The sequence below is a fragment of the Streptomyces sp. RLA012 genome, assembly GCF_056270325.1.
On the sequence record NZ_JBWDPA010000002.1, the window covers coordinates 501641 to 513977 of the forward strand.

General features: G+C 71.5%; 14 protein-coding genes. 12 read left to right on the top strand and 2 right to left on the bottom strand.

Features of this window, described 5'->3' with window-relative positions:
• Positions 1-594 precede the first annotated feature (594 nt).
• From RV986_RS02530 to RV986_RS02565, 8 genes are read left to right on the top strand one after another with little or no spacing between them, the layout of a single operon-like run.
• Positions 595-1338 carry a hypothetical protein gene (locus RV986_RS02530; RefSeq protein ID WP_475915789.1) on the top strand — a complete coding sequence of 248 codons (744 nt, stop codon included), beginning with the start codon at positions 595-597 and terminating at the stop codon, positions 1336-1338.
• A 60-nt stretch (positions 1339-1398) separates the two neighbouring features.
• Positions 1399-1824, top strand: a complete 426-nt coding sequence (locus tag RV986_RS02535) for a phage tail protein (RefSeq protein WP_475915790.1) — start codon at positions 1399-1401, stop codon at positions 1822-1824.
• 23 nt (positions 1825-1847) lie between these two features.
• The gene (locus RV986_RS02540) at positions 1848-2585 is read left to right on the top strand and encodes a CIS tube protein (RefSeq protein ID WP_475915791.1); all 738 of its coding nucleotides are present in this window, start codon (positions 1848-1850) and stop codon (positions 2583-2585) included.
• Positions 2585-4501 (top strand): VgrG-related protein, encoded by a 1917-nt coding sequence (locus tag RV986_RS02545; RefSeq protein WP_475915792.1) that lies wholly within the window; start codon positions 2585-2587, stop codon positions 4499-4501. The genes RV986_RS02540 and RV986_RS02545 overlap by 1 nt, the downstream gene beginning before the upstream one ends.
• A 40-nt stretch (positions 4502-4541) precedes the next feature.
• Complete coding sequence (locus RV986_RS02550) at positions 4542-4982, top strand: GPW/gp25 family protein (RefSeq protein ID WP_475915793.1); 441 nt, start codon at positions 4542-4544, stop codon at positions 4980-4982.
• The gene (locus tag RV986_RS02555) at positions 4982-6940 is read left to right on the top strand and encodes a putative baseplate assembly protein (protein WP_475915794.1); all 1959 of its coding nucleotides are present in this window, start codon (positions 4982-4984) and stop codon (positions 6938-6940) included. The genes RV986_RS02550 and RV986_RS02555 overlap by 1 nt, the downstream gene beginning before the upstream one ends.
• Positions 6937-7488 (top strand): phage tail protein, encoded by a 552-nt coding sequence (locus RV986_RS02560; RefSeq protein WP_475915795.1) that lies wholly within the window; start codon positions 6937-6939, stop codon positions 7486-7488. Before RV986_RS02555 ends, RV986_RS02560 begins: the two co-directional genes overlap by 4 nt.
• A 2-nt stretch (positions 7489-7490) precedes the next feature.
• The gene (locus RV986_RS02565) at positions 7491-9014 is read left to right on the top strand and encodes an NADase-type glycan-binding domain-containing protein (RefSeq protein WP_475915796.1); all 1524 of its coding nucleotides are present in this window, start codon (positions 7491-7493) and stop codon (positions 9012-9014) included.
• 90 nt (positions 9015-9104) lie between these two features.
• On the opposite strand, the gene RV986_RS02570 is transcribed toward RV986_RS02565, so the two are convergent.
• Positions 9105-10001 (bottom strand): recombinase family protein, encoded by an 897-nt coding sequence (locus tag RV986_RS02570; protein WP_475915797.1) that lies wholly within the window; start codon positions 9999-10001, stop codon positions 9105-9107.
• A 113-nt stretch (positions 10002-10114) separates the two neighbouring features.
• Between RV986_RS02570 and RV986_RS02575 the strand changes: the two genes are divergently transcribed.
• Positions 10115-10246: a hypothetical protein gene (locus RV986_RS02575; RefSeq protein ID WP_475915798.1), complete on the top strand. Its 132-nt coding sequence runs from the start codon at positions 10115-10117 to the stop codon at positions 10244-10246.
• Between the two features lie 50 nt (positions 10247-10296).
• On the opposite strand, the gene RV986_RS02580 is transcribed toward RV986_RS02575, so the two are convergent.
• On the bottom strand, positions 10297-10824 hold the full coding sequence (locus RV986_RS02580) for a hypothetical protein (protein ID WP_475915799.1): 528 nt from the start codon (positions 10822-10824) through the stop codon (positions 10297-10299).
• Between the two features lie 103 nt (positions 10825-10927).
• On the opposite strand from RV986_RS02580, the gene RV986_RS02585 reads away from it, so the two are divergent.
• From RV986_RS02585 to RV986_RS02595, 3 genes are read left to right on the top strand one after another with little or no spacing between them, the layout of a single operon-like run.
• Positions 10928-11242, top strand: a complete 315-nt coding sequence (locus RV986_RS02585; RefSeq protein ID WP_475915800.1) for a hypothetical protein — start codon at positions 10928-10930, stop codon at positions 11240-11242.
• Positions 11221-11889 (top strand): tyrosine-type recombinase/integrase, encoded by a 669-nt coding sequence (locus tag RV986_RS02590; RefSeq protein WP_475915801.1) that lies wholly within the window; start codon positions 11221-11223, stop codon positions 11887-11889. The genes RV986_RS02585 and RV986_RS02590 overlap by 22 nt, the downstream gene beginning before the upstream one ends.
• Positions 11879-12325, top strand: a complete 447-nt coding sequence (locus tag RV986_RS02595; protein ID WP_475915802.1) for a DUF6262 family protein — start codon at positions 11879-11881, stop codon at positions 12323-12325. Before RV986_RS02590 ends, RV986_RS02595 begins: the two co-directional genes overlap by 11 nt.
• The last annotated feature ends 12 nt before the right edge of the window (positions 12326-12337 follow it).

Here is a 12337-nt window from a genome sequence, read left to right on the forward strand (position 1 = left end):
CAGGCCGCGCCCGCCCAGCCGTTGGGCGCCCGGTCGACGGTGCGGCAGCCGCAGGCCTCGACGCCCGGGGCCTCGGTGTCGGCGCAGCGGTCCCCCGCTCCTCGGCCGACCTCCGCGACTCCGCACCGGCTCGGGCTGGGCGCCCCCGTGGTGCAGCGGTCAGCTCCCGGGCCGCAGGCATCCGCGGCTCCGTCGCCGGTCCCGAACTCCGGTGTCTCCCGAAGCACTTCGGACCCGGCACCCCGCACGTCACCGCACCTGCCGAACGCCTCCGCGACGACGGTAGGCCACACTCCCGTCGTCCAGCGTTCGGCGGCTTCCGGGGCACCCGCGCCCCTGCTTGCGACGAAGGCCGCCGCCGGGCGACCGGGGCCGGGCGGCCCGGCTTCGGGTACGACCTCCGGCGGTGTCCCCGTGGTGCGGCGAGCCGCCGTCGACGGCATGTCTCCGCTCCCGGCGTCCCCCGGCGGTCCTTCCGCGGCAAGCGCCGGCCCGACGGCACCGAGCGGCACGCCTGTCGTCCAGCTCTCGGCCGCTCCGGGCTCCCCTGCCGCGCGACGCCCTGCCGGACCGGCCCGTCCGGCAGGCCCCACCGTGCGGCGCTCCACCGCTCCCGGTGCCCCCGCGCTGCCGCCGCCCGGGGGCCTCCCCGCACCGGTGGTCCAACGCTCCGCGTCGGGCCCTGCCCCGGCCGATCTGCCCGACCTGCAGCCCGCACACCGGACGGCGGCGGTCGTACGGCTCAACAGCGCCACGACACCGGCTCAGCCGACCAGCCCGACCAGCTCGATGAGCCCGGCAAACCCCGCCCGCCCCATGCACCCCGTACACCCCGCCACGGGTGGCACTCCCTCACCCGCCAAGTCCGCCGAGTCCGGGACCGAAGCACCCGTCTCGCGCACCGCGCCCCTCACCACGCCCCTCACCACCCCTCCCCTGCCGCTCCCCGTACAGCGCTTCTCGGCCACTCCTCCCGTACCGGCCCGCCCCGCCACGCACACCGCACCGCCCATACCGCCCGCACCGCCGGTGCCACCCGCCCCGCCCGCTCCCGTGACGACCGTCCGGGTCCAGCGGGACGCCCTCCCGCCGCCCCCGAGCGGCCCCCCGCCCGCGTACTCCGCGTCCGAGCCGCCTCGTCGGCCACCGCCCTCGCACTCCGCGAGCGACGAGGCCCCGCCCACGTACACACCCGTCGATTTCAATCCCCGGGACCTGACCCAGGGACAGATCGACGAGCTGACGCACAAGATGGCCGGTCCGATCACCCGGCTGCTGCGGACCGAACTCCGCCTTGAGCGGGAGCGGATCGGCAAGCTGCGCGATCCCCGCCGCTGACCGGCAGCCGTCCCCACCACCCCGTACGACCGTCCTCGCCCCCAGAAAGGCCCAGCCCCGATGGCCACCGATCTCGACCCGGGTTCCACCATCTTCTTCACCCTCACCATCGACGGCGAGAGCCTCGGTTACTTCAACGGGTGTGAGGGACTCTCGTCGCAGGTGGAGATCGAGCAGCGCCAGGAGGGCGGCAACAACGGGTTCGTGTGGCAGCTTCCGTCCCGTGTGACGTTCTCCAACATCCGGCTGACCCGCCCGCTCACCCCGGACACCACCAAGGTCGCGGCCTGGATCTCCTCGGTGACCACGGGGGTCAACCGCCCGACCGCACAGATCGCGGCACTGCGCGCGGACGGTTCGGAGGTGGCCCGCTGGGGGCTGATCGACGTGCTGCCGGTGAGCTGGCAGGGCCCCTCCCTGGACCCGGCCAGCCCGGGTGTGGCCACGGAGGTCCTGGAAATCACCCACCACGGCTTCACGGACTAGGGAACGAGAGAGCGGCGAAGAACATGGCAGGCAAGGCAGGAAAGGGCGGCAAGGGCGGTGCGGGCAAGAGCCTCGTGCGCGCCACGCTGGCCATCCACGAGCCGCCCATCGGGCACAGCACCACTCCGGGCGCGTTGATCAAGACGTTCAACTTCGACTTCAACCCCTCGACGCTCTCGCTCAGCCGGCGCGCCCGGTGGAAGACCACCCCGACGGCGGCCGTACGGGACGGTTCCCTCCCGGAGTTCATGGGGCCCGAGCCCCGTGAGCTGACCGTCGAGATCTTCCTCGACTCCTCGGACGACCCGACCAGCACCACGGTGCTGAAGAAGGTGGAGGCGCTGTTCTCCTGCTGCGAGGTGACGACGAAGAGCATCGCGGCGAAGCAGCCGTCCACACCGTGGGTGGTCTTCCAATGGGGGTCGTTCTCGACCGCGCGGTTCACTGCGTACGTCAGCTCGGTGGACGCCAGTTACTCCCTGTTCGGCACGACCGGTGTGCCGATCCGCGCCACCTGCCAGGTGCATCTGCACGAGATCCCGAGCAAGACCAAGGGGCAGAACCCGACGTCGGGCGCGCTCACCGCGCAGCGTGTGCACCGGGTCGTCGCGGGCGACTCGTTGCAGTCGCTGGCCTGGCGGGAGTACGGGGACGCGTCGGCCTGGCGTGCGATCGCCGAGGCGAACGGCATCGACGACCCGTCCCGGCTGTCGAACGGCGACGAACTCGTCCTTCCGGCCGCCGAGGAGGTGGGTCACTGATGGTGCAGGCGTCCTACTCCAGCGTCGTCCACGTCACGATGGGCGGCAGCCCGCTCCCGGAGAAGATCGCCTCCGATCTCGTCGGCTGCTGGGTCGACCTCGGCGCCGGGGTGCCCGGCTCGTTCCGGCTCACCTTCCGCGACCCGGACCGACTGGTGCTCGGCGCACTGGGGGTCGACTGCGGCACCCCGGTGACCCTGGCGCCGGTGGCCGACGGCCTGGGCGCGTCCTCCCCGCTGCTGACCGGCGAGGTCACCGGCATGGAGACCGACTACGACGGCACCGGCACCTTCACCGTCATCCGGGGCTACGACATGGGCCACCGCATGCTGCGCCAGCACAGGGTGGCCTCGTACCGCAATCAGACGGCCTCCGACATCGCCAAGAAGCTGGCCGGGATGAACGGCATTCCCTTCAGCGCGGGCAAGGACGGCGTCGAGTCCACCAGGACGGTCTACGAGTTCATCAGTCAGGCCAATGTGACCGACTGGGACTTCCTCGCCCGGCTCGCCGACGAGAACGAGGTGGTGATGTCGCTCGACTCCATGGGGAAGTTCCGGTTCGCCAAGCCCGACCCGGCCTCCGGCGCGCCGCCGATCAGCACGCCCGGCGAGAAGAGCCCGTTCGTCCTCCAGGGCGGCGTGGACGTACTGCGCTGCCGGGCCGCGGTGACCTCCGCCGACCAGGTCGCCAAGACCGAGGCACGCGGCTGGGACGTCACCACCAAGAAGAAGCTGACGGCGACGGCGCCCGCCACGTCCAACTCCGGCTTCGCCATCGGGACCACTCCGCAGAAGACGGCGAAGAAGTTCAAGACCGCCAAGCTGGTCGAGACCGACACGCCCTACGACCGCCAGTCCGAGGTGAAGTTCGCCGCGAACGCCCTCGCCGACGACGTGACCTCCTCCTTCGCCGAGCTGGAGGTCATGGTGTACGGCAATCCCAAGCTGCGCCCGGGCGTCCCGGTCACACTGGCCGACGTGGGCAAGCCGTTCGAGGGCAAGTACACGGTGACCTCCGTGCGGCACGTCTTCGGCTATGACGAGCACTACCAGACCTGGATCACCGTCAGCGGCCGGCAGTGGCGCTCCCTGTACGGCCTCACCTCCGGCGGGGGTTCGGCCACCGCGCCCCGGCTGCCGAGCGTGGCCAACGCGCTGGTGACGAATGTTCAGGACCCGCTGAAACAGGGGCGGGTGAAGCTGCAGTTCCCGTGGCTGGACGACGCGTACGAGAGCGACTGGACGCGCACGGTGCAGCTGGGCGGGAAGGGCGGCGGCGGGGTGTTCCCGTTCGACGTGGGTGACGAGGTTCTGGTGGCCTTCGACCGGGGCGCGCTGGACCATCCGTTCGTCATCGGCGGCCTCTACAACGGCAGGGACAAGCCGACCGTCATCAGTGACGTACCCCTGCACGACGGGCTGAAGAAGCAGGCGATCCGGCACACCCTGTCCGACCGGAAGGGCAACCGGGTGGACCTGCTCAGCCAGCAGACCGGCGCCCGCAAGCAGGGGGTGCGGATCGCCTCCGGCAACGACAAGCTGACCATCAATCTCGACCGCACGAAGACCGAGATCACCGTGGACAGCAAGGGGTCCGTGACGATCAAGGGCAGTAGGTCGGTGTCGGTGGAGGCCGGCACCGACCTCACCTTGAGCGCGCGCCGACGTCTGACGATCAAGAGCGGTGGGCTTCTCAACATCGAGGGCCGTGGGCTGGTCAACCTGAAATCGCTGGGCGGGGCGGTCACCGTCGACGCGATGGGGGCGCTCAACCTCAAGGCGATCGGCGCCACGATGATCTCCGCGGGCGGCACCATCCAGGTCAACTCCATCGCGGCCGTCGGTATTCGGGCCGTCACCATCCCGCTGCAGGGCCTGGTGATGGTCAACAACAAGCCGTATCCGCTGCCGTGATGGCCGAGAAGTTCGTCAGGAGAAGGCGGGTGGCCCACTGATGGCCGAGCAGTTCGTCGGGTCCGGCTGGGCGTTCCCCATGCGCATCGGCCCGACCGGTGGCATCGCGCTGGTCAGCGGGGAGCGGGAGGTAGAGGAGGCCATCCGGCTGGTGCTGGCGACCGCGCCGGGTGAGCGGCCGATGCGGCCCGAATTCGGCTGCGCCATCCACGACCTGGTGTTCGCGCCGGTCAACGAGGCGACGGCGGGGCGTATCCAGCACGAGGTGTACACCAGCCTGGACCGCTGGGAGCCGCGCATCGAGGTCAACGACGTCGAGGTGACGGCGGGTGCGGACCAGGGCGTGCTCTTCATCGACGTGCGCTACTCGATCCGCGGCACCAACAACCCGCGCAGCCTGGTCTTTCCGTTCTACGTCATCCCCTCCCACGAGGAGCCCGACGCCTCCGGCCCGGGTCCCTCCCTTGAAAGCGACCGCTGATGGCACTGCCCTCCCCGAACCTCGACGACCGTCGCTTCCAGCAGTTCGTCGACGACGCCAAGCGCTACATCCAGCAGCGCGCCCCGGAATGGACCGACCACAACGTGTCGGACCCCGGCGTCACCCTCGTGGAAACGGTCGCCCACATGGCCGACCAGATCGTCTACCGGCTCAACCGCGTTCCGGAGAAGAACCACCTGGCCTTCCTGGACCTCGTCGGCATCACGTTGTTCCCGCCGTCGGCGGCCCGTACGGACGTCACGTTCTGGCTGTCCGCGCCGCACGAGGAGCCCATCGTGCTGCCCGTCGGCACCGAGGCGGCCACCCTGCGCACCGAGAGCGAGGAGGCCGTCGTCTTCGCGACCGAGCGCGAACTGACCGTGGTGCCCAGTTCGTTGCGTCACCTGGTCGTGCAGCAGAGTGGCCGTCCGGTGGCGGACCGGACCGCCGACCTCACCGAGGGCAAGGACGTGATGTGTTTCGCGGAGGCTCCGAGCCCCGGTGACTGCATGCTCCTCGGTCTCACCGCCGCCGTACCGCACTGCGCGGTGGGGCTGGAGCTCGACAGCCGGGTCGACGGTGTCGGTGTCGACCCGCGCCAGCCGCCGCTGGTCTGGGAGGCGTGGACCGAGGACGGCTGGGCGGCCTGTGAGGTCGACCGGGACGGCACCGGTGGTCTGAACCGGCCCGGCGAGGTCGTTCTGCACGTCCCGGGCGGCCACACGCTCTCCCGCACGGGCGGGCAGGAGGCGGGCTGGCTTCGTTGCCGGGTCACCGAACCGCTGCCCGACCAGCCCTTCTACACCACGTCACCGACCGTCCGGTCCACGGAGGCATTCACCCTCGGCGGCACCACCTCGGCCATCCATGCCGAGACCGTCCAGGACGAGGCGCTCGGCGAGTCCACCGGTCTGCCCGGGCAGCGGCTGCGGCTCGCCCACTTCCCCGTCGTCGGCGACACGCCGCCGGTGCTGCTGCAGACGGCCGAGCGCGACGGCTGGACCGACTGGGACGTCGTCCCGCACTTCGCCGCGTCCGGCCCCCACGACCGGCACATCACCCTGGACGCCGCCACCGGCGAACTCGCCTTCGGCCCCGCCGTCCGCGAACCCGACGGCACCCTGCGCCAGTACGGGGCGGTGGCGCCCAAGGGCGCCGTGATCCGTGCCCGCCGCTACCGCACCGGCGGCGGCCGGGCCGGCAATGTCGCCCGGGGCGCCGTCCAGGTGCTGCGCAGCTCGATCCCCTACGTCGCCGAGGTCGTCAACCGGGAGGCGGCGCGCGGCGGGGTCGAGGGCGAGACCGTCCAGGAGGCGAAGACCCGCGCGCCGATCACCTTGCGGGCCCAGGAACGGGCGGTGACCCTGCGCGACTACGAGGAGCTCGCCCGGCGCGCCGCCCCCGAGACGGCCCGCATCACCTGCCTGGAGGGCGACGAGGGCGAGCACGGTGCCTACGCGGTCCGCGTCCTGGTCGTCCCGCAGGCCGTGCCCGACCCCGGCGGACGGCTGCGTTTCGAGCAACTCGTGCCCGGCGACGCCCTGTTGCAGCGCATCACCCGGTACCTCGACGAGCACCGGCTGATCGGCACCCGGCTCGCGGTCGGGCCGCCCTTCTACCAGGGCATCACCGTCGTGGCGACCGTGCACGCCTTCCGCGGGGTCGACACCGACCGGGTCCGCCGCCAGGCCCATGACGCGCTCTACCGCCACCTCGACCCGCTCACCGGCGGCGCCGACGGCACCGGTTGGCCCTTCGGCCGACCCGTGCAGGCGGGCGAGGTCTTCGCGGTGCTGCAGCGCGTCCCCGGCGTCGAACTCGTCGACGCGGTGCAGCTCCACCCCGCCGACCCCCTGACGGGCAAGCGCGGCGACCCGACCGACCGGATCGACCTGGAGGCCCCCTCCCTGGTGTTCTCCTTCGACCACCGGGTCCGTGTCATCGGGGACGGCTCATGAGGGGCTCCATCGACGGCCTGGAGTCCTCGACGCCGATCGCCGGCATGCTTCCCGCGGTCTTCGCCGACGACGACCTCGCACTGCGTTTCGTCGCGGGACTCGACGAGGTCGTCGCGCCGATCCTGCTCGCCCTCGACTGTCTGCACACCTACTTCGACCCCGCGCTCGCACCCGCCGACTTCGCCCGCTGGCTGGCCACCTGGGTCGGCGCCGAGGTCGACGGCACGGAACCGGACGCGCGGCTGCGCGCGGCCGTCGCCGCCGCCGCGTATCTGCACCGCGTACGAGGCACCCGTCGCGGCCTGTCCGAAGCGATACGTCTCGCCTTCGGAGTCGAGCCGGAGATCACCGAGAGCGGCGCGGCCGCCTGGGACCCGCGCCCGCTCGGACCGGTCCCCGGCGACCGCCGCCCCCGGCTCCACGTGTCTCTGCGGCTGCCCGATCCGACCCCGGCGGACGAGTACCGGCTGGAGAGTCTCGTGGCGGCCGCCCGTCCCGCCCACATGCCCTACACGGTCCAGGTGACCGCCGCCGAAAGGATTTCCTAGAAATGACCAGCCAGACCCCCGGCACCGACCCCGGGCGCGCCCCGTCCTGCGTCGAGTGCGGCACGCGGGCGGAGCCCGGCCAGTCCTTCTGCGACGCCTGCGGCGCGGTGCTCGACTGGGCGGGGGCGCCCGCCGCGGCGGGCGCGGCCCGCGCCGGGTCCGCCGACCGTGAGCCGGGATGGGACGCGTTCGCACGACCGGGCGCAGGTACCGGGACCTCGCGTACAGCACACGACGCGGCGTCCGGGGCCGACGCGCGGCCGGCGGTGAGCGCCGTCCACGGGGCGGACGCCGTGGGCTCGCACCCGAGGGGCGTCGCCGAAGCGGACGGGACCGTCCACCGGGCGGGCTCCGCGCCCGCCTCCGTCGACGCGCCCGAGCGCGGTGCTCTCGGCGCCGGACCGGCCGGGGGCGACACGCCCCCCAGTACGCCGGTACGCGCCGACTCGGTCGCCCCGATCCCGACGGCCGTCGACACCGCACGTCCCCACCCGGTCCCCGCCCCCGACCCCCACGCGACCACTCCCCTGCGGCGCAACGACGTCGGCGCGCGGCCGGACGCGACCGCGGCCACCGAACCCCTGCCGTCCGCCGCGCCCGGCCCCGACCCCGAACCCGACCGGGACTCCGCTGCCGAACGGGCCAGGTCCCTGCTGGTGCCGGTGGCGGACCCGGAACCCCGGGCCGCGGCGACGCCCTCGGTGGCGCCCGTGCTGCCGGGCCGCCCCGTCGCGAACCGCCCGCAGGTCCGCGCCCCGGGTGCGGAACACGGCGCGGACGGGGGTGTGCCGTGCCCCTGGTGCGCCACTCCCAACCGTCCGGACCGGCACTTCTGCGGCCGTTGCGCGCTGTCCATGGCCGGCGAGCGGCAGACCGCGGGACGGCTGCCCTGGTGGCGGCGGCTGCTCGACTCCCGCACCGGCGAGACCGCGTGGGCCGGGGAGCGGCCGCGGCTGCGCCGGGGCTTCGGACGGGTCATGAACTGGGTGGTCGGCGCGGTCGTGCTCAGCCTGCTGGTGTTCGCCGCGATGAACACCGGCAGTGCGGTGCAGGCGGTCAAGGACCACTTCGCCAAGCGGGCCCCGGTCGGCCCGGACAGCGTCAAGGCGTCCCGTTCCTACTCCGGCCACGGCGCGGGGCTCGCCTTCGACAAGCTCAACAACACCTGGTGGGGACCCGGCGTTTCGCAGTCCGGGGAGGGCCAGTGGCTGGAGGCGAGCTTCGAACAGCCGACCCGGCTGCTGGACCTGATCATCACCTCGGGGGTGTCGGCCCGCCCGGACCAGCTCACCGAGTCCGCGCTGCCGCACCGCATCGAGGCCCGTGTCACCACCGCGGACGGCAAGACGAGCACCCGCTTCCTGACCCTGGACCAGAGTGCGGGCGGCCAGCGCCGCAAGTTCCGCGTGGGTGACGTCACCAAGGTGCGCTTCATCATCCGTTCGGCCTACGGCGCGGCAGGGAACAAGCAGGTCTCCATAGCGGAGATCGAGTTCTTCGGTCCGTCGAGCGCCAACGACTCGTAGGGCAGCCTCAACGGTGCGCGGGGCGCCGGAAGCGGGACGGGGTCCCAGTAGTTCTCGCCGAAAAAACAACGCTAAGGACTGAGTCGCAGGTCAGGCTTTGGGCTCCAGAGTGGCCGTGGCTGTCTGCTCGTCGTGCTCGCGCAGCATGCGCATGACGGTGGCCGGGGCGGGGTGCTGGCCGCGCTTTTTTCCGGTGCGGATGACGAGGCGGGAGGCGATCTCGCGCAGCGAGAGGCGTTCGTCGTCGCGCAGGCGCAGGGCGGTGGCGAGCATGTCCTCGTCGGAGACCTTGACGCCGCCGATCGTCTTGCCCTGGGTGCGGGCGGTCTCCTGGCCTTCGAGGGTCTTGTCGCGGATGTAGTCGCGTTCGGACTCCGCCATGGCGGCGAAGAAGGCGAAGAGGGCGGCGCCGTGGCCGGCCGGGTGGTGTTTGCCCGCCAGTGGGCCTGTGAGGAACTCCAGCTCGATCTCGGCGTCGCGCAGTTCTTCGGCGACCTTGAGGAGTTCCAGGGCGCCGCGGCCCAGGCGCTTCATCTCGTGCACCACGAGGATGACCTTCGCCCCCAGCGAGCGGTACTCGCGGGCCGCCGCCAGGGCGGCCTTCATCTCCGGGCGTTCCCTGACCCGGGTGCTGATCTGCTCCTGGAACAGCCGGTGCACGCCGGAGGCTTCGAGTGCGTCGATCTGGGACTGGATCTCCAGCGTCCGGCTGGAGACGCGGGCATACGCGAGGCGGACCTCCATCGGCACGGCCGGCGCCGCGAGCTTCTGCACCGGCAGGGCCGTCCAGACGGCGCCGGGGTGCCGTACGGCGGGGGTGGCGACGTGCAGTTCGGAGCGGAGCGCGGGCACGAGCTGGAAGCGGGCGGTGTGGTACTTGAGTGCGACCTTGCCGGAGGTGGTGCGGCAGGGGGAGCCGGCCGGGGCCTGGCAGGTGGACATCGGGCAGGCGTGCGACTCGACGAGCCGGTACGGATCGGTGATCACGCCGGGATCGTTTCAGAAGTGCGTTTCACCGGCCAAGAGGAAGGAAACGGCCCGTGAAACAAATCGACCTGCGGCGATACGGTCGGCGCCCGGTGCTGAAACGGGGGTCACCTATGAAACACCGCTCCGTGCTCACCGGACGACTGCCGTTGCCCGCGACGGCCCGCCGGGCGGTGGTGGGCCCCGGCGAAGCGGTGATCGCCGGAGTCGCCAGCCTGCTCGCGCCCGGCGACAGCACGCGCTGAGCCGAGGGTGCCTCACAGCTGGGAGGCCCGTCGTTCAGCTGGCGCCGGGATCATTCGGTGTCTTCCTGTGGCTGGTGCAGGAAGACGGCGATGTCGGCCCAAGCCCCGGCGAACGCGAAGTCGGCGTCCCGGAACTCCTCCCCGGTAATCCGCTTGTAGCGCTTGCCCACCCCGGTATGGGCTTGGTTCTCAGCCCGGGTAATGGCGAGCAGGTCGTCCACTGGGTCGGTGACGTGGGCGTCGATGAGACCGTACTGGAAGCCGTTCATCAGGGTGATGTGTCGGCGAATGCGTCCCCTGGGACCGTTGCTGCGGCCGATCTTGACGCGGGAGATGGGCCCGGCGACCTCCAGTACGTACAGCCGATGACCCTTGCCCGTATTGGTCAGGGCGTCACGGAGGCGGGTCAGGACCCGTTCCTGATGACGCCGGACTGCGGACGGCAGCGGAGCATCCGCCCCGGCCAGCAGGATCGCTTTGGCCTCCGCCTTGGTCTGCTGGAAGGAAGGCAGGGCAGGGACAGGCATGGGCGGGAACGGCGGGAGGGGTATCGGCGGCATCGGCGGCGGCATCGTCACCCGCCGATCTTCCCTCTTCCGGTGCCTACCTTGGGTCAGTCTGTCGGGGGAGGTTGCGGCGAACTCCCGGACGAGGGCGGCCGGGCGGCGTAGCTTGCCGGGCATGGCGAAGATTGAACCCCTGGCCCAGCTCGTCGACTACGCGGGCGTCGGCCAGGGCTGCCTGGTCTGTTCCGACCAGCACGTGACCACCACCGATACCGAGGCCGCCGCACACATGGCCGCCCACAGCCCGGACGAACTCGCCTGGGCACTGCTGCTGTGGGCGGGCCAGACCCAGGCCCTGACCGAGTGGTGCGCCGAACAGGGAGGCATCCCGGACGAGACGAAGAGCTTGAACGCGAGATCGGAGATCACCAGCGCCGCCTTCGTGATCGCTGGCCACACGGCACTCCGGTGCTCTTCCCGCGATCCCTGAAGAACACAGACGGGCACGAGCCCACGGACAACAACGTCTACCGGACCGCCATGCACCAGTGGTTGAAGGCATGCGACGTCCGTGACGAACACGGTCGCCTCGTGAAGGTCACCCCTCACCAGTTCCGTCACACACTGGGGACACGGCTGATCAACCGAGACGTCCCGCAGGAAGTCGTGCGCCGGATCCTCGACCACGACTCCCACATGATGACGGCGCATTACGCCCGGCTGAGCGACACCACGATCCGCCGGCATTGGGAACAGGTCCGCAAGGTCGACATCACCGGCCAGACCGTCGCCCTCGACCCCGAAGGGCCGTTGGCCGAGGCGTCCTGGGCCGAACAGCGTCTCGGCCGCGTCACCCAGGCCCTACCCAACGGCTTCTGCGGCTTGCCTGTGCAGAAGAGCTGCCCGCACGCCAATGCCTGCCTGACGTGCCCGATGTTCGTGACAACGCAGGAGTTCCTGCCACAGCACCGACAGCAGCGCCAGCAACTCCTACAGATCGTCTCGGCAGCCGAGGCCCGCGGCCAGCTCCGCGTCGTCGAGATGAACCAGCAGGCCCTCGGCAACCTCGACCGGATCATCACTTCCCTGGAGGGCGACGAAGCTCCCGGCGGAGCGGAGGTGACCGATGCGGGCTGACAACTCCCGCCACATCGTCGCCGCGGCCGGCAACCGCCACGAGTACACCCGCGCCAAGGCGATCAAGGCCCTACGCGAGATCGACGCCGCAGGCACGGCCGTCACCTTCGACATCGTGGCTCGTGCCGCCGGCGTCTCAAGATCTTGGCTCTACACCCAGCCCGACCTGCGAGCCGACATCGAACGCCTGCGGACCGATCGACAGCGAGCCTCCGGCGACCCGGTTCCGGCCCGGCAGCGAGCCTCCGACGCTTCGCTCATCCGGCGCCTGGAGGCCGCCAACGAACGCAACCGCCGCCTCACCGAGGAAAATCGACAACTCCGAGAACAACTCGCTCACGCGCTCGGCGACCTCCGCGTCGCCAGACTCCAGAGCCCGCCCGTTCCGGAGGCCCGCCGCCAAGGTCGAGGTTCGGCAACGATCGGACCCTGCTGACAGGACCCCGGC